This window comes from Pseudomonas sp. efr-133-TYG-103a (assembly GCF_030209235.1).
GTDB lineage: Bacteria > Pseudomonadota > Gammaproteobacteria > Pseudomonadales > Pseudomonadaceae > Aquipseudomonas.
In genome coordinates, this window is sequence record NZ_JARVSK010000001.1 from 200,017 (window position 1) to 217,586 (window position 17,570).

The 17,570-nt window shown below is 60.5% G+C and carries 17 protein-coding genes; 7 read left to right on the forward strand and 10 right to left on the reverse strand.

The genetic code is table 11. The annotated features are described in order from the left end of the window. Positions 1–304: 304 nt before the first annotated feature. The 4 genes from purT to QRN36_RS00965 all read right to left on the reverse strand — a co-directional run bounded on the left by purT (position 305) and on the right by QRN36_RS00965 (position 3,238). Positions 305–1,486 (reverse strand): formate-dependent phosphoribosylglycinamide formyltransferase, encoded by a 1,182-nt coding sequence (purT, locus tag QRN36_RS00950; protein WP_285422425.1) that lies wholly within the window; start codon positions 1,484–1,486, stop codon positions 305–307. A 310-nt stretch (positions 1,487–1,796) separates the two neighbouring features. Next, positions 1,797–2,030: a DUF1289 domain-containing protein gene (locus QRN36_RS00955; RefSeq protein ID WP_285422426.1), complete on the reverse strand. Its 234-nt coding sequence runs from the start codon at positions 2,028–2,030 to the stop codon at positions 1,797–1,799. Continuing rightward, entirely contained in the window at positions 2,030–2,554 is a 525-nt protein-coding gene (locus tag QRN36_RS00960; protein ID WP_285422427.1) for a gamma carbonic anhydrase family protein, read from the reverse strand. Before QRN36_RS00960 ends, QRN36_RS00955 begins: the two co-directional genes overlap by 1 nt. A gap of 72 nt (positions 2,555–2,626) precedes the next feature. Continuing rightward, positions 2,627–3,238, reverse strand: a complete 612-nt coding sequence (locus QRN36_RS00965; RefSeq protein WP_285422428.1) for a CoA pyrophosphatase — start codon at positions 3,236–3,238, stop codon at positions 2,627–2,629. 159 nt (positions 3,239–3,397) lie between these two features. Between QRN36_RS00965 and QRN36_RS00970 the strand changes: the two genes are divergently transcribed. The 7 genes from QRN36_RS00970 to nagE all read left to right on the forward strand — a co-directional run bounded on the left by QRN36_RS00970 (position 3,398) and on the right by nagE (position 11,975). Continuing rightward, on the forward strand, positions 3,398–3,949 hold the full coding sequence (locus QRN36_RS00970) for an NUDIX hydrolase (protein ID WP_285422429.1): 552 nt from the start codon (positions 3,398–3,400) through the stop codon (positions 3,947–3,949). A 49-nt stretch (positions 3,950–3,998) separates the two neighbouring features. After that, positions 3,999–4,562, forward strand: a complete 564-nt coding sequence (locus QRN36_RS00975; protein ID WP_093463101.1) for a murein L,D-transpeptidase family protein — start codon at positions 3,999–4,001, stop codon at positions 4,560–4,562. A 229-nt stretch (positions 4,563–4,791) separates the two neighbouring features. Further along, positions 4,792–5,523: a GntR family transcriptional regulator gene (locus QRN36_RS00980; protein WP_285422430.1), complete on the forward strand. Its 732-nt coding sequence runs from the start codon at positions 4,792–4,794 to the stop codon at positions 5,521–5,523. A 43-nt stretch (positions 5,524–5,566) separates the two neighbouring features. Then, the gene (gene nagA / locus QRN36_RS00985) at positions 5,567–6,673 is read left to right on the forward strand and encodes an N-acetylglucosamine-6-phosphate deacetylase (RefSeq protein ID WP_285422431.1); all 1,107 of its coding nucleotides are present in this window, start codon (positions 5,567–5,569) and stop codon (positions 6,671–6,673) included. Continuing rightward, a complete protein-coding gene (locus QRN36_RS00990; RefSeq protein ID WP_285422580.1) occupies positions 6,666–7,676 on the forward strand; it encodes an SIS domain-containing protein in 1,011 nt (336 codons plus the stop codon). Before nagA ends, QRN36_RS00990 begins: the two co-directional genes overlap by 8 nt. A 42-nt stretch (positions 7,677–7,718) precedes the next feature. Continuing rightward, on the forward strand, positions 7,719–10,253 hold the full coding sequence (gene ptsP / locus QRN36_RS00995) for a phosphoenolpyruvate--protein phosphotransferase (protein ID WP_285422432.1): 2,535 nt from the start codon (positions 7,719–7,721) through the stop codon (positions 10,251–10,253). An 81-nt stretch (positions 10,254–10,334) separates the two neighbouring features. Further along, complete coding sequence (nagE, locus tag QRN36_RS01000) at positions 10,335–11,975, forward strand: N-acetylglucosamine-specific PTS transporter subunit IIBC (protein WP_373568685.1); 1,641 nt, start codon at positions 10,335–10,337, stop codon at positions 11,973–11,975. Between the two features lie 200 nt (positions 11,976–12,175). On the opposite strand, the gene QRN36_RS01005 is transcribed toward nagE, so the two are convergent. From QRN36_RS01005 to QRN36_RS01030, 6 genes are read right to left on the reverse strand one after another with little or no spacing between them, the layout of a single operon-like run. Further along, the gene (locus tag QRN36_RS01005; protein ID WP_285422434.1) at positions 12,176–13,039 is read right to left on the reverse strand and encodes an alpha/beta fold hydrolase; all 864 of its coding nucleotides are present in this window, start codon (positions 13,037–13,039) and stop codon (positions 12,176–12,178) included. Then, a complete protein-coding gene (locus tag QRN36_RS01010; protein WP_285422435.1) occupies positions 13,026–13,934 on the reverse strand; it encodes a DMT family transporter in 909 nt (302 codons plus the stop codon). The genes QRN36_RS01005 and QRN36_RS01010 overlap by 14 nt, the downstream gene beginning before the upstream one ends. Before the next feature lie 5 nt (positions 13,935–13,939). Further along, positions 13,940–14,551 carry a flavodoxin family protein gene (locus QRN36_RS01015; RefSeq protein ID WP_285422581.1) on the reverse strand — a complete coding sequence of 204 codons (612 nt, stop codon included), beginning with the start codon at positions 14,549–14,551 and terminating at the stop codon, positions 13,940–13,942. Between the two features lie 3 nt (positions 14,552–14,554). Then, positions 14,555–15,238: an iron-containing redox enzyme family protein gene (locus tag QRN36_RS01020; RefSeq protein WP_285422436.1), complete on the reverse strand. Its 684-nt coding sequence runs from the start codon at positions 15,236–15,238 to the stop codon at positions 14,555–14,557. Next, entirely contained in the window at positions 15,219–15,785 is a 567-nt protein-coding gene (locus QRN36_RS01025; protein WP_285422437.1) for an acetyltransferase, read from the reverse strand. The genes QRN36_RS01020 and QRN36_RS01025 overlap by 20 nt, the downstream gene beginning before the upstream one ends. Before the next feature lie 8 nt (positions 15,786–15,793). Next, positions 15,794–17,146 carry a phenylacetate--CoA ligase family protein gene (locus tag QRN36_RS01030; RefSeq protein ID WP_285422438.1) on the reverse strand — a complete coding sequence of 451 codons (1,353 nt, stop codon included), beginning with the start codon at positions 17,144–17,146 and terminating at the stop codon, positions 15,794–15,796. Between the last annotated feature and the right edge of the window lie 424 nt (positions 17,147–17,570).

Below are 17,570 nucleotides of genomic sequence, written 5' to 3' on the forward strand. Positions count from 1 at the left end.
AAAAGCCCGCGGCGTCGGCAGGACCGGCTTCAGCCGGGAAGAGGCCGGTGTGTCTGGCGGAGATCCAGCGGCTGGAAGTCAGTCTTCGCGAGCAATCTCGCTCCCACAGGTTTTGTGGACTGGCTCGATACCAGGCAGCGCCGCATCACCCTTGTAGGAGTGAGCTTGCTCGCGATTGCGGTGGATCAGGTACGTAGATGTCGACTGACACACTGATATCGCGAGCAAGCTCACTCCTACAGAATTTTGCTACACACAAAAACGGCGCCACTGAGGGCGCCGTTTTTTGTGTCCGCAGGAAACCTTACAGCTGCACTTTCACGGCCATCGACGCGCGGGTTGCCTTGCGACGGGCCGCTTCGATCGATTCGTCGCGGGCCAGTGCGACGCCCATGCGACGCTGACCGTTGACTTCCGGCTTGCCGAACAGGCGCAGCGCGGTGTCGGGTTCGCTGAGGGCCTGCTCCAGGTTAGCGAATGCCGTCTGAGTCGACTGGCCTTCTACCAAGATCACTGCCGAGGCCGATGGGCCGAACTGGCGGATCAGTGGGATCGGCAGGCCCAGAATGGCCCGCGCGTGCAGCGCGAACTGCGACAGATCCTGAGAAATCAGCGTGACCAGGCCGGTGTCGTGTGGACGCGGCGAGACTTCGCTGAACCAGACCTGATCGCCCTTGATGAACAGCTCGACGCCAAACAGACCACGGCCACCCAAGGCCTCGGTCACGGCCTTGGCGACGCGCTCGGATTCTGCCAGCGCAACCGGGCTCATCGCCTGAGGCTGCCAGGATTCCTGATAATCGCCCTTCTCCTGACGATGCCCGACCGGTGCGCAGAAGGTGGTGCCGCCGACGTGACGCACAGTGAGCAAGGTGATTTCGTAGTCGAAATCGATGAAGCCTTCGATGATCACGCGGCCTTTGCCGGCACGACCGCCTTCCTGCGCATAATCCCAGGCCTTCTGGATATCGGCTTCGGTCTTGAGCAGGCTCTGGCCCTTGCCCGACGAGCTCATGACCGGTTTCACGACGCACGGGAAGCCCAGGTCTTCGACGGCCTTCTTGTAGTCTTCGAAGGTGTCGGCGAAATGATACGGCGAGGTCGGCAGGTCCAGCTCTTCCGCGGCCAGACGACGAATGCCTTCGCGGTTCATGGTCAGTTGCGCAGCGCGCGCGGTCGGGATCACGGTGAACCCCTCGGATTCCAGCTCCACCAGCGTCGCAGTGGCGATGGCTTCGATTTCCGGGACGATGTAATGCGGCTTCTCGGCTTCGATCACGGCACGCAGCGCGGCACCATCGAGCATGTTGATCACATGACTGCGGTGCGCGACCTGCATGGCCGGAGCGTTGGCGTAACGGTCGACGGCGATCACTTCAACGCCCAGGCGTTGCAGTTCGATCACGACTTCCTTGCCAAGCTCGCCGCAACCGCAGAGCAATACGCGGGTCGCGGTCGGCGACAGTGGAGTTCCGATTTGAGTCATCTCAGGTCCTCGTGGAGCAGATATCGAGGGCAGCCCGCCATGGGCGAGCAACCGCAGGGGAGAAAGGCGCGCAATTTACCACGAAGGCCGGGAAATGGGGCGTGGCGCCGGACGGGTGATCTGATGATTGCCCCTGTTCCGGCACCTACTCTTTGGCAAGGGACCTTGCGACGGAGCATGAGCAAGCATCGTTTCATTGTGGGAGTGGGCTTGCTCACGAATGCTGACATTCAGACGCAGAACATTCAGCGCCCATACCGGCGATTCGTGAGCAAGCTCACTCCCACAGATTATGTGCAGGTCACGGGGATCAACCCGAACCGGGCACCGAGAACATCATCCCGCTCGCCCGAGCGCGCTCGCCACACAGCAACAGCACGGCGCGGCGTTCGTCGTTGCTCATGCGGCTCCAGGCGGTGATTTCGGTGACAGTGCGCTGACAGCCGACGCAAATATCCGCCTCATCGAGCGCGCAGATACTCACGCAGGGCGAGCGCACAGGCTTTTCATGAACCGGGGTTTTTACGGCATGCTCGACAGACATCAATCTTCCTGAGGCGCGAGGTCGCGCGCATAACGCTGAGCGTTGTGGACGTAATGCGCGGCACTGGCTTCGAGCATCTTCTTCTGGGCATCGGTGAGTTCGCGGACGATCTTGCCGGGCGATCCCATGACCAGCGATCCGTCCGGGATGACCTTGCCCTCGCCGATCAGCGAATTGGCGCCGATGATGCAGTACTTGCCGATCTTTGCGCCGTTGAGGATGACCGAATTGATGCCGATCAGCGTGTTGTCGTCCACCGTGCAACCGTGAAGCATGACGTTGTGGCCGATGGTCACGTTCTTGCCGATGGTCAGCGGCGATCCCATGTCGGTGTGCATGACGGTGCCGTCCTGCACGTTGCTGTTCTCGCCGATATCGATCAATTCGTTGTCGCCCCGCAGCACGGCGCCGAACCAGACGCTGGCATTGGCTTGCAGGCGCACGTTGCCGATCAGCGTGGCGGTCGGCGCGATCCAGCTTTGGGGATGAGCGTCGACGCGGGAATCCCCCAGACGGTATTTCATTTAATTTTCCTCATGGCTCGGCTCTGCGGCCGTGGGTCAGGCGCGATGCGCACACCGGGATGTCAGCATCGGTCAGGACTTCAGGGTTTGAATGATCGAGCGCTTGGGCGGCTCGTTCAGGCTGATATTGCTGTCGAACAGCACGTTCATCAGTTCCACGATCATGATCGCCGTCAGCCCCCAGATCTTGTACTCGCCAAAGCGATAGCTCGGCACGTACCAACTGCGCCCCTGATAATCGATGCGATGGGTGTGTTCACGGGCGTCCTCACGAAAGAATGCCAGCGGAACACTGAAAACAGCGGCGATCTCGCCGTCATTGGGTCGGTATTCGACAAAATCGGGAATGACGCCAACATAGGGCGTAACCTTGATGCCGTGCTTGGAAATCAGCGGGCTCAGCGGACCGACCACTTCGACCAGCCCGGGCGGCAGACCGATTTCCTCTTCGGCCTCACGCAGCGCGGTGAACACCAGATCAGGGTCTTCCGGATCGCGCCGCCCGCCTGGAAATGCCACTTCACCGCCGTGGGTCGACAGGCCGCTGGCGCGCAGTGTCAGGACCAGTTCCGGGTCGTCGCTGCGGGTGATGGGCAAGAGCACCGCTGCCTCGGGGAAGCGTGCGTCCGTTTCCAGAGTGCCCGGCGTGTGGCTGCTTATACGGCGAAGTAGCTCGTCCAGCATGGGAAGTCTCGATCTGTTGCCTTCAAGGCATGATGCACCAAAGCGGCGAGCGGCCCAACCCTTTGTCGGACAAGAAGACCACCCGCACGCATGCGCCGCTTGCCGTCCACCCGCGCGACACTTCAAGATAGCCGCTGACTTCAGGAACCCGATCCGATCATGAAATTCTGCAGCCAGTGCGGCGAAAAGGTCATCCAGCGCATTCCCGAGGGCGACAGCCGCCTGCGCTACGTGTGCGAACACTGCCACACCATTCATTACCAGAACCCGAACATCGTCGCCGGCGTATTGCCGGTGTGGGACGGCAAGGTGTTGCTGTGTCGCCGCGCCATCGAGCCGCGCCTCGGTTACTGGACGCTGCCGGCGGGTTTCATGGAGAACGGCGAAAGCGTCGAGCAGGCCGCGCGCCGGGAGACGGTCGAAGAAGCCTGCGCTGTGCTCGAAGACCTGCACCTGTACACGATGATCGATGTGCCGCACATCAGTCAGGTGCACATTTTCTATCGCGCCAACATGGCGAGCGCGGATTTCGCCGCAGGCGTCGAAAGCCTTGAAGTGCAGTTGTTCGATGAGGCCGACGTGCCGTGGTCAGAGCTGGCTTTCCACACGGTCAGACGTACCCTAGAATGCTTCTTTCGCGACCGGCGGCATCAAGAATTCCCGGTGCATACCGATTGCCTTTCTGTCTCGCCCCCTCTTAAAACCACTTGATCAGATGATGACGCGCGCTGCCTGCGCGGGCTTCAGGGATATCGTGTAAATGCGTTGGTTGCTTGCCGTTCTATGTCTGTCGTTCGTTCCGCTGTCGCAGGCTGCGTTCACCCAGACCATCGTGCCAAAAGGGAGCGAGCAGAAGTTCGTCGACGGCAAGGTCGTCGACACGCAGGACATCTCCCATCGCACCATCGACAAGATCCTCGTGCTGAAATCAGCGCACCAGTTGCAGTTGATGAGCCAGGGCGAAGCGCTGAAGACGTACCGGATCTCGCTGGGTAAATCGCCCAAAGGGCCCAAGCTTCAGGAAGGCGATCAACGCACGCCTGAAGGTTTCTACTGGCTGGACTACCGCAAGACCAGCGATGCGTACAACCTGTCGCTGCACATTTCCTACCCCAACATCTCCGATTCCGCACGCGCCCGCCGCGAAGGCGTGAACCCCGGCAGCATGATCATGATTCACGGCACGCCGGTCGATGAGAACTACCCGGAGTGGTACTTCCAGACCCTCGACTGGACCAACGGCTGCATCGCCATGAAGAACAGCGACATCCGTGAAGTCTGGGACCTGGTCAAAGACGGCACGATGATCGAGATCCGACCGTAGCCACTTCGATACCACTCGACGCCCAGCGCGTCTGCCCCCTTCTTCAGTACAGCCCCGCCGCCCATTCGCCGGAGAGTAAACGCTCTCTGGCAGTCTGAGTTCGTCCAATCGTCACCAGCCTGTGACCAAAAACGTCTGCACCTGATACCACTGCCGTTGACGTGGTATGCAAGTGGTATTACTTTCAACTGCATTCTCCGAACACAACTTCAACGCCTTCGGAACCGACATGCATTCGATTCTTACCCTGCGCCCCGACGACAGCCTGCCGACGCCGCTCTATCTGCAGCTGGCGCGCAATCTGGAAGCGGCTATTCATGCCGGACAATGGAAGGCCGAACAGGCGCTGCCCTCCGAACGCAGCCTGAGCGAGACGCTGAACATTTCGCGGGTGACCGCCCGCAAGGCGCTGGAAATCCTGCTGGAACAGGGCCTGATCCGCCGCAGCCAGGGCTCGGGGACGTTCATCACGCCGCGTCTCGAGCAACCGCTGTCGCGTCTGTCCAGCTTCAGCGAAATGCTCCGGCTCAAGGGCTTCACACCCAGCTCTCAATGGCTGGAGCGTGAAATTGCGCTGCCCACCCACGAAGAACTGATTCGGCTCAGCCTCTCTCCGACCGAAAAAGTCGCGCGGCTCAAACGTCTGCGCAAGGCCGATGGCATCGTCATGGCCGTCGAGTTCAGCGCCCTGCCCGCCGCGCTGCTGCCGGATCCCGAAGCCATCGGCGATTCGCTCTATGCGCATCTGGATGCGATCGGCCGCCCGGTCGTGCGCGCGCTTCAGCACATTCGCGCGGTCAACGCGTCTGCGGACATGGCCGCACGGGTCGGGATCGATACCGGCACGGCCATGCTGCTCATGACCCGGATCGGTTACCTGGCCGACAACACGCCCATTGAATTGACCGACACCTATTGCCGCGACGACTACTACGACTTCGTCGCCGAGCTGCGTCGGTAACCGTCGCGCCGTGCAGCGCGAACAACGTATTAACGGAGCAAGCATGTCCGACTTCAACATTCTCACATCCGACGGCTGGATCTGCGGCCAGCTGCAGCACCGCAATGGCCGGGTGTCGAGCATTCAGGGCATTCCCTGTGATCCGGCGGACAACGACCTGCCGTACCTGCTTCCCGGCTTCATCGACCTTCACGTTCATGGTGGCGGCGGCAGCGACATCATGGAGGGCGCCGAAGGATTCGCCACCATCGCGCGCACCCACTTGCGCTTTGGCACCACGTCGATGCTGGCGACAACGATGACAGCGCCTGCCGCCGAGATCAGTCAGATCCTGGGTCAGTTAGGTGAGTATTGCGAGCATCGACCGTCAGCCACTGCCCGGGTTCTGGGCGTGCATCTGGAAGGGCCTTACATCAATCCCGGAAAGCTCGGCGCACAACCTAACCATGCCCACGCGGCGTTGCTGGGCGAAGTGGAGAATTACCTGCGCCTGGCGCCCATCAAGGTGATCACCATCGCGCCGGAAATTGCCGGGCACGTCGAGTTGATCAGCGCCCTGGCGGCGCGAGGCGTGAGGCTGCAGATCGGGCATTCGCTGGGCAGCTACGAAGAAGGCGTGAAAGCCCTCGAAGCCGGCGCCACCAGTTTCACTCATCTGTACAACGCCATGAGCGCGTTGCATCACCGCGAGCCCGGCATCGTCGGTGCCGCGCTGGCTCACGCGCGCTATGCCGAACTGATCCCCGACTTGCTCCACGTGCACCCCGGCGCCATTCGTGTCGCGTTGAGGGCGATCCCGTGCCTGTACTGCGTGACCGATTCCACGGCCGCCACCGGCATGCCGGACGGTGAATACAAACTGGGCAGCCACACGGTGACCAAATGCCTGGGCGGCGTGCGTCTGGCGGACGGCACCCTTGCGGGCAGCACGCTGACGATGGATCAGGCGCTGCGCAATCTGGTGAAGATCGGCGTGCCGCTGGCAGAAGCCTCACAGCGGCTGTCGCAATTTCCTGCGGAGTATCTGGGTATCGAGGATCGCGGTCGCTTGCAGATCGGCAGCTGGGCCGACGTAGTGTGCCTGGATCGTGATCTGAAACTGACTGGCGTTATGGTTGAAGGAGAAACCATTGAACTCGAAAATGCTTGAAGAAGCGCTGGCGTCCGCGCAGGTCGTGCAGCGACAGCTGGAAGTGCTGGAACCACGCCTTGTCGAAGTCGCGAGCCGCTTGCGACAGGTCGATCCGAAAGTGATTCTCTCGGTCGCGCGGGGCAGCTCGGATCATGCCGCCAGCTATTTCGCTTATCTGACGATGCAACTGACCGGCGTGCCTGTGGCGTCGCTGCCGATGTCGGTGGTGACGCTGCATGATGCGCCGATGAAGGTCAGCGGCCAGCCGGCCATCGCGTTTTCGCAGTCAGGCCAAAGCCCGGACCTGATCGGCACGCTGCAGGGTTTGCGCGCCCGCGGGGCGCTGAGCATCGCGATGGTCAACGTCGAAGACTCGCCCCTCGAGCACGCCTGCGAATACGTGTTGCCCCTCAGCGCCGGGCCGGAAATCAGCGTGGCAGCCACCAAAAGTTTCATCGCGACCCTCAGCGCCAGTGCGCGGCTGGTTGCTCATTGGCAGCAGGACGCCTCACTGCTGCAGGCCGGTCAAAGCCTTGCACGGCGCCTGAACGACGCCGCCCGGCAGGATTGGTCTTCGGCCGTCGATGCCCTGCGGGACTGTCAGCGGCTGATGGTCATCGGTCGCGGGGTCGGGTTCTCCATCGCGCAGGAAGCGGCGCTGAAATTCAAGGAAACCTCGGGCATCCAGGCCGAGGCGTTCAGCAGCGCCGAGGTGCGCCACGGTCCGATGGCGCTGATCGACGAGCAATACCCGCTGCTGATCTTCGCCCTGCGCGGCGCCGAGCAACGTGGCCTGCTGGAGCTTGCCGATGACATGCGCAAGCGCGGCGCCCGGGTCTTGCTGGCTGCGCCCGAGGACATCCCGTCCCGCGACCTGACACTCAGCTGCGCCGACCACCCGGCCCTCGACCCGATCCTCGCCATCCAGACTTTCTACGTCATGGCCGCGCGTCTGGCCGAAGCTCGTGGGCTGGACCCCGACCAGCCCAGGCACCTGAGCAAGGTCACACGAACCCATTAAAAAATCCGAGCCGCTGTTGCGGACGCCAACCAGGACGATGTCATGCACAACAATAAACAAATGACGCTCAGTGCCCCGTTCAGTGGTGCCGTGATCACGCTGACACAGATTCCGGACCCCGTGTTCGCCAACGGCGCGATGGGCGATGGCGTGGCCATCGACCCTCTGGACGATGTGCTGCACGCCCCGTGTGCAGGCGTGATCATCCACATCGCGCGCACCCGCCATGCCATCAATCTGCGCGCCGACAACGGAAGCGAATGGCTGTTGCACGTCGGTATCGACAGCGTCGAACTGGAAGGTGAAGGCTTTGAGGCGCTGGTCAAGGAAGGTCAGCGTGTGACTGAAGGGCAGCCGCTGCTGCGCATTGATCTGGATAACGTGGCGCGCCACAGTCGCACGCTGATCAGTCCGCTGATCCTGCTCAACAGCGACCGGTTCACCTTGAGCCTGGCGCGCACGTCAGGTCCGATCAATGTCGGCGAGCCGTTGCTGAACATGACCGCAGTGGCCCGACACGAACAAGATGCCCCCTCATCCGATATTCGGGCCAGACAAGTACGGGGCAGCATTCGTGTCGCTCACACTGGCGGACTGCACGCACGCCCGGCTGCACTGGTGCGCCAGACCGCGCGGCAGTTTTCCAGCCATGTCGAACTGCACTTCGCCGGGGCCAGCGCTTCCACCGACAGCGTGACAGGGCTTATGGGACTTGGCATCGCCGAGCAGGATGAGGTGGAAGTGGTGTGCCTGGGCCACGACAGCGAAGTCGCGCTGCAAGCGCTGCTCAAAGCGCTGTCGACGCCCTCCCCCGATGAAAAACTTTCGCCACCGGTCACAGCCGATCTGCCGCGCACTGAGCATGCCGAGCGCGAGCCCGGCGTCATGATCGGCGTCACCGCGTCTCCGGGCCTGGCGAGCGGTCCGCTGTTCCGCCTCGACACGATCGAACTGGGCGACGATCCCGGTGGCCATCGTCCTGATGAGCAACGGCAAATCTTCACCGAGGCGCTGGCGCAGGTGCGCGCCGACATCAGCGGCTCCCTCGATCACCAGAATCATGAGCAGAGCGCTATCTTCGCCACTCATCTGGCGATGCTCGAAGACCCGGCTTTGCTCGGCATTGCCCACGATGCCATCGACCTCGGTCACAGCGCCGGCCATGCATGGAGCGAGGCGGTGCTCAGGCAATGCGCGGTGCAGGAAAACCTCGATAATTCGCTGCTCGCCGAGCGAGCCAACGACCTGCGAGACCTGCGTCAACGCGTGCTTCTGACCCTGCTGGGCGACGCCCGTGACGTCGAGGTGCCACCGGGCGCCATCGTCGTTGCCCGGGAACTCACACCTTCGGACTTGCTGATGCTGGCCGAATGCGGCGTCGGCGGAATTTGCCTGGCCGATGGCGGCGCGACATCGCACGTCGCCATTCTTGCCCGCGGCCAGGGCTTGCCGTGTGTGGTGGCGCTGGGCGCGACGCTGCTGGACGTGGCCATCGGGCAGGAAGTCGTGCTCGATGCTGACAATGGTCGCCTTGAACTGAGCCCCGATGAGGCGCGCCTGCGCGGAATTCAGGGCCTTCGCAGTCAGCGCTTCGAGCAGCGCCAGCTTCAGCAGCAACACGCGCACTTGCCTGCGCTGACGCAGGATGGGGTGAATATCGACGTCGCCGCGAACGTTGCCTCCCGCGCTGACGCCGAGAACGCCCAGCTCAATGGTGCCGACGGCGTGGGCTTGTTGCGCACCGAATTCCTCTTCGTCGACCGCAGCACCGCCCCTACCGAGGACGAACAACGGGCGGCCTATCAAGCCGTTCTCGATGCGATGGACACAAAGCCGGTGATCATCCGCACCATCGACGTCGGCGGCGACAAGCAGCTCGAATATCTGCCGCTGCCAGCCGAGGCCAATCCGGTGCTGGGGCTGCGCGGTATCCGCCTGGGCCAGGCCCGGCCTGAGCTGCTCGATCAACAGTTGCGTGCCTTGCTGCGGGTTACGCCGCTGGCGCGCTGCCGTATCCTGCTGCCGATGATTACCGAGGTCAGCGAGCTGCTGGCGGTGCGCGGGCGTATCGATGAACTGGCTCAGGCGCTGGGCCTGACGGAGCGCCCGCAACTGGGCGTGATGATCGAAGTGCCCTCGGCGGCGCTGATGGCCGAGCAACTGGCCGAACACGCGGATTTCCTCTCGATCGGCACCAACGACCTGTCGCAGTACACGCTGGCGATGGACCGGGATCATGCCGGCCTGGCAGCCCGGGTCGATGCACTGCACCCCGCCCTGCTGCGGCTGATCGCCATGACGTGCGACGCCGCCCACAGCAAAGGTCGCTGGGTCGGCGTATGCGGCGCATTGGCGTCGGACCCGCTGGCTACGGCCGTGCTGATTGGCCTCGGCGTGCGCGAACTGTCGGTGAGCCCGCCAAACGTCGCGCAGATCAAGGCGCAGGTGCGCGAACTCGACACTCGCCATTGCCAGACACTGGCCCACCACGTGCTGAATCTGAGCGGCGCCGAAGCAGTGCGTGAAGCCTGCCGCACCTTCCAGACCCAAGTCGTGGCGCAGAAAAACATCGCCTGAATAACAAGAACGAGAACCTCAAGGAGAGACGCCGTGTATCAACACTTCATCGAAGGTCTGCAACGGCTGGGACGCGCACTGATGCTGCCCATTGCGATCTTGCCGATTGCCGGCCTGTTGCTGCGCCTTGGCGATACCGACCTGCTGGACGTCGCGATCATCCATTCGGCCGGCAACGCGATCTTCAGCAACCTGGCGCTGATCTTCGCCATCGGCATCGCGGTCGGTTTCGCGCGGGACAACAATGGCACCGCCGGCCTGGCGGGCGCGATCGGTTATCTGGTGATGACCTCGACGCTGAAGGTGCTCGATCCGCACATCGACATGGGCATGCTTGCCGGGATCATCGCAGGGCTGCTGGGTGGCGCGATGTACAACCGCTTCAAGGACATTGCCCTGCCCGAATACCTGGCGTTTTTTGGCGGCAGGCGCTTCGTGCCGATTGTCACGGGGCTCTCGGCGGTGGTGCTGGGGCTTGTGTTCGGCCTTATCTGGCCGCCGGTGCAGGCAGGCATCAATGGTCTGGGCCAGTTGATGCTGGAGAGTGGCAGCGTCGGTGCGTTTTTCTTCGGGGTGTTCAACCGGGTTCTGATCGTCACCGGCCTGCATCACATCCTGAACAATCTGGTGTGGTTCGTGTTCGGCACTTTTACCGACCCTGAAACCGGGCGCGCGGTGACCGGCGATCTGGCGCGCTATTTTGCCGGTGATCCTCACGCCGGGCAGTTCATGACCGGCATGTTCCCGATGATGATCTTCGGCCTGCCGGCGGCGTGTCTGGCGATGTACCGCAATGCGCTGCCCGATCAACGCAAACTGATCGGCGGGATTCTGCTGTCGATGGCGCTGACATCGGCGCTGACCGGCGTCACCGAACCCATCGAATTCGCGTTCATGTTCCTGGCGCCCATGCTCTATGTGCTGCACGCCCTGCTCACCGGGCTGTCGATGGCGCTGACCAACCTGCTCGATATCCACCTGGGATTCACCTTCTCGGGCGGGGCGATCGACATGGCGCTGGGCTGGGGCAAGTCCACCAACGGCTGGCTGGTGTTCCCCGTCGGTGCGGCGTATGCGCTGATTTACTACGTCGTGTTCGACCAGTGCATCAAGCGCTTCAACCTGAAAACGCCGGGCCGTGAGCGGGTCGCCAGTGCGTCCGCCCAAGTGGCTAAAAGCGACCGGGCAGCCGCCTACATCAACGCGCTGGGAGGCGCTGAAAACCTGTTGAGCATTGGCGCCTGCACCACCCGCCTGCGGCTCGAAATGGTCGACCGCAGCCTGGCAAACGATGCTGACTTGAAAGCCCTGGGTGCGATGGCGGTGGTCCGACCTGGCCATGGCGGGAGCCTGCAGATCGTCGTCGGACCGCTGGCCGACAGCATCGCCGATGAACTGCGCGATGCCGTGCCGCTGACGAGCAAAAGCCCTCGCCCCGCCACCGTCGATGCGTCAGCCACACAACAACCTGTCGATGCCGGACAGGCGGCACAATGGTTCAAAGCGCTTGGCGCAAAAGGCATCGTCTCGGTGGAGTGCGTCGCACTGACCCGCCTGCGCGTACAGTTGAAGGACGGACAATCCCTGGCGGCGAATCAGCTCGACGCACTCGGGTGCCAAGGCCTGAGAAACCTGGGCAATGGCGTGTGGCATGTTCTGGTGGGGAATGGCGCTCAAGGGTTGAGCGAGGCGTTGCGGGGGATGGTGGTTAGCGATAGATGAAAACGCTTCTGTAGCAGCATGGCTTGTCGGCGGCAGCGATTTTAAATTCTTCACCGCCGGCAAGTCGGACTGCTAAAGGGAATGCAGGCAGCCTAGCCAAGATTGCAGTGAGGTTGCGTGACCCTGACCATCAACTCATGGACGCCTCTGCGCCACAAAAATGTCCAGCCTTCTTGATGCTTTGGGCAATGGAACAGCCGTCAAATGCGAGCGAAACGCGTTATCGCTGCAACGACCTCGTCGCCATGCTCCAGATAAGGTACATGCCCGGAGCCCTCGATAATCTGACTGCAGGCATCGGGTAGCGCACTCAGCAGGAGCCCTAGCCCAGTGATGGAAAACACCTGATCCTCACGGCCCCACACAGCCAAGGTCCTGCATGTGATATTCGGCAGACGCTCGACCAGCACATTCAGACCTTCGCCTTGAGTGTCGGCAACGACTTTTTGCACGGTTGCATACCTGGCACGACCGCTCGACGCCAGTGCATGAGCAAGTCGGGCAGCAACCTGGGGCGGATGTACGAATAACAAGCTCCAGAAGCGCTGCATCTCTTCAACCGTACGATAGCCGAAGTTAACGTACCGGCCTGTTCGCAAGCCAGCCTGAAACACGGGCCCCAATGCTGCGTCACCCAACCCCGCCGGCGCCAGTAGTATCAGTCGATGAACCCTTTGCGGTTTTTTGGCGGCATAAAGTGCTGCTACACAACCACCTAAAGAACTGCCAATGAGCACGATAGGGTTGGTGGAAACTCGATCAAGCAACGGCTCCACTTCGTTCAGCATTGCTTGCGGACCGAGGCCTTGTCCCGCCAGGTATGAGGACTGGCCATGGCCTGGCAGATCAATAAGCAAGCAGTGGTGCTCGCGAGCGAGTTTGCACACCTCAGGTCCCCACTGATCTTTGCTAGCACCAAGGCCATGCAGCAGGACAAGAGTCGCGCCTTCCTGCCGAGGACTTTCCAGATAAGCCAGGCGGCCATGGCGCCGTAGTTTCAGAGCAAAACGCCAGCGGTTCAGCGTGCGCAAGGATGTCAGCAACAGACGATCAAGGACGTTCATCGACTGTCTCCTGTTCCTTGTCACCTGTGGCTACAAAAATTTTGCGCCCTGGCAGACGCAGTTGGCAAAGCGCGACGCCCAGAAGCGATAAACCGGCCCCTATAAACAGGCGTTGGCCCAAGTGCTCGGCAAGCAGGGCTTGGCTCACGACGATGGCAAAAACCGGTACCAGCAGTAGATAAGGAGCTAGCTGTTGCATGCTGTTGCGTCGCAGCAACCAAAACCAGAGGCCGAACCCCAACAGACCACCACTGATCGCGGTGTAAATCATGGCCCACCATGCCAAGGCACTCGCATTGGCCAGCATGGACCACTGCCCTTCTTCCTGAACCAGTGACCAGATGAGTAATTGCGGCGCCGCCACGATCGCTGTCCAGGCACTGAGGGCCAGCGGGTCCAACGGGCCCATGCGTTTGGTCAGCACCGACCCGATGGAAAAAGCCAGCGCTGCCAGCGCGACCAGCAACATGCCGGTCAGGGTAGCCTTGGGAGCATCACTTGCGAGCAATACCAACACCCCGCTGAACGCCAAAGCGATGCCGGCAACAACATTCAGTTTCAGCGCCTCGCCAAGCATTAGGAACGCAAGGATCAACGTGAATGGCGTGACCAATTGATAAATGATCACGGAGGTCGAAGCATCTACGCGAGCGATGCCGCAGTACAAAAGCCCAAAGTGCAGCGTGCCCGTCACCGTCGCAATCACTGTCATCGGCACAATTTGGTCCTTTCGACAACGTCGTAGAAACGGAAGAAGGAAAAGGGACATGATCGCGTAACGCATCGCGACCATCAGGATCGGCGGCAACTCGGCACCGCCAACCTTCACCGCAGTGACCTGCGCGCCCCACAGAAAAGCCACCAGTAATGCGAGCAGGGAGTCTTTCAATGACATAGCGATCACCCTTTCGATATTTGAATCGGGCGCACAACGCTTGAGGCATTGCCTTGCGAGTCCCAGGTGTTGTTGAGCCTGCGGTAGTGTTCGGCAAGTCGGTCAAGGGTTTCGCGTAACGCTTGTTCAGCTTCTGGGTCATGTGCGAGCTGGCTCTGGAAACAAGGCGGGAAACCCGAGCCGATCAAGATCATCTTGTTCAGCAGCACATTCAGCACAACTTGCGAAAACACTGCCGTATGGCCATAGCGACGCCCGACCACGGCGATTGCGGCGAGCTTGTCACGTAAAGGGCGTTGGCGATGTCGCATAAAGCCATACCCCACTCGCTCAAGAAATGCCTGGAATCGGCTGTTGAGTCCATAGGCATGCATGACGGGTACGTAGAGCAAGGCATCCGCATTGCTCAAACGTGCCACCAATTGCCCGACGTCATCCGCTATGGCGCAATCCTGCGTGGAGCAGGCGTTGTCGGCATCGCAGTAATCGATGCGGTAATCCTTGAGCCAGACTTCCTCGACTGTAGCCTTTTCACCCAGGTGGCGGTGCACAAGCGCCACCACCCGAGCACTGACGCCACAAGGCCGGCTTGACCCTACTATGACGGCCAGCTTCATCACTCAGGAAGCCTCCCTCATGTTCTGCTGGCTCGCCAGATAGGCACGCAACGCCTCCTCCAGCAACTGTCCGGTGAGCCATAAGGTGACGCGAGCGACTTCCCTTACCAGCTGACGGTCCTCCTCCGTCTTCACGGCGCGCTCCATGGCGAGGCGAACCTCCTCGGAGTGTTTTTCATCGATAGTCGAATGCGCGACAAAAAAGGTCATGACCTCATCCCTGAGGTTCAAGTCATTGCGAAAACGGTCGAGTATGGGCTGGATGTGGTCATACACGTCCTCGGCCCAGTAGCTGTAGCCCAACCGGGCGATCGGGCCCTTGCGAATCGCTACATCGTTAAGGAAAGCAATGAGCGCCTGAGTGGGCGCTAACGGCGCGGGCATCTCTTCAGGCAATAAGCCAACAGCCTCCAGATCGCGCAATACCATGCGCTCGTGACCAAGCTCTTCTAGCGCGTGCTTGTATATGAAGCGCAATAACGTAGTTTGCTCGGGATCAGCGCTGAACGCACAGGCGGCCTGATTAACCGAGTTGTAGCGGGTGTAGTGGTAAACCTGCAACATCACCTGCTGGTAGAGCGCTGCCGGCGTGGTATTGGCCACACTGAATTTCCAGTACTCACCCTGTTTGATCCGGGCCCAGCCCGCCTCGACGATAGCGTCAAGTTCATTGAAAAACGATTGCATTTCGTTTGCCTCCTTGGACGGTGTGGTAAACATTTTCAAGTTCCAGATACACCCAGCTGTAACGACGCTCAGCCTGACCTGTCGCCCAGGTAACCTCATCTGAGAGCACTCTCCCACCAAGGCCGATATAGAGTGCAGCCAGCTGCTGGCGACAGATGGCCGAAATGAATCGCAAATGGGTGTTGGTCCTCAGCCAGATCGCCGCGTGGAGCAAAAACGTGCGCAGATGACGGCCTCCGCGATAACGCGCGTCCAGTACCAGGCGATTAGCATCGAAGGCGTCGGTCGGCACTGCGAAATGCGCATACACATCGACCGCTCGCTCGACGAAACTCAGGCCGTGCCCCAACGGGGTGACCCGCAGCGTGCCGACAACATCGGCGCCATCCAGGTAAATGAGGTGATAGGAAAACGCATCGCGAAGCGCCTCGCGACGCTCATATTCGTCTTCTTGCGCAGGGTTTTCCCCCAAGTGAAGCGCCCTGAGATTCAAAACCGCTTCGAAGAGTTCGTTTGTCGAATCAATCACACGTACTGAAAGGCTCATGGCTGCAATCACCTGCCTTTACGCTGATCAACAATGCGAGCTTCTTTCCAACTGAACCAACTGCCCAGGTTGACATGCTCGGCCAGGTCATCGACAACCATCACCGTGGCATCTACACCAAGGCGCTCGTGCAGCCGCTCTTTGATCAACAATACCAGGCGCGCCTTGTCGCCCTCGAAGAAGCGAGACATTTCCAGTTTCGCGATGACGGTATCGCGATCATTGGCACGGCTGAGGATTATCTGATAGCCCAAGCACCGCTCGACCCCTTCAAGCAGTGCCTGCTCGATCTGTGCTGCGGAAAACGCGCGGTCATTCAGTTGCACGGCATCCTTGACGCGACCAACTACCTTGATGACCTGACGCATGGACTGCGGGTAGCCCGGGCGCGATTGGATCGATACCAAGTCGCCGGTGCGGTAGCGAATGAGGGGCTTGGTGCCCGGTATTAACAGCGTCACGCATAACTCACCCTCACCCGTTGAACCCAGACTGTGACCGGTCACCGGATCCAGCACTTCAATAAGGTAATTGAGGCGATGAGGCATCAACTGGTCATTGGCATTGCAAGCAGCGATGATCATCGCCTCCTGCGACCCATACAGGCTGTTGTAGGCTTGCGCTCCCCACAGACTGAACAGGTTGTTCTTCAGTGCCGGTGTACACAGCTCGCCACTCATCATGAAGGCCTGCAAGGTGAAGTCTTCGCGAGGGTTGAAGCCTTGCAGCTCAGCCTCTTTGGCCATAGCGAGCAATAGGCCAGGCGCTGAAGCGAGCACTCCGATGTTCAGATCTTTCAGTAATTGCAGCGCCTTGGGCCAACCGATGACTGGGGAGTGGGGCCACAGCTTGGCATTGCACAAATCGAGCTGGGTACAGACATCTCCCAAGGTATCGCCAAAGGAGTGGACTTCGGTCGGCCCCATGATACCGACCACTGTTTTCTGGCTGGGGAAATGCTTATCGACCACTGCGCGATAGGCCATCGCCAGTTGACGGTTGCTGGCGTAGCTTTCTTTACGATCCCGAGGGCACGGGGTTGCCGGACCGGTGGTGCCGGTGGTCTCGTAGTAGAAAATCGCTTCTTCCAGCGGGCCGGACAGAATATCGAAACCTGCTTCGCGCAAATCATCCTTTGTGGTGAATGGCAAGGCCGTCAGCTCGCCCAGAGTAAGGCTATTGGCATCAATATGAGCCAGGCGTCGAGCGTAGAAAGGCGAATGACATTTGACGTGGTCGACTACATCACGCAGCTGTTGCTGATGCCAATCGGCAAGGGCTTGGTCGCTGAGGGCATCTGCCCAGTAGGCAACATGGATCGGATCGTATCGTTTCTTGAATGTGTCCAACTGCTCATTCATGCCAGGCGCTCCGGTTGAGGGGACTGCAACTGACAGACACATTAAATTCAGAACTTCCTGTTACACAGCTGCGGCATTCCACAGTTGCGCGCGAACTGGAATCTTGTTATGTCACGACGCAGTGCATAACAAAGAATTATTCATTACGTTTATTGGCAGCTTCATTGATGATTGACGTGATTGCGGTTGACACTCTATAGGCACGCTGATACTTTCAGCCACTGCGGTCTTCAACCGCAGGGATTAACCAAGACTGGGAAGTCTAAAAATGAATTACTACCTCTCTGCTATACGCTCATCGCACAACAACTCTTCTCGTTGCTCTCGCGCCGTCCTGGCCGTCTTCAAAAGCACTACCTGGCGTCGCTAATCCTCGAAAGAGAAGGTGTCGCTGTCTAATCGCCGCGCTTGATCTTGTTCCGAA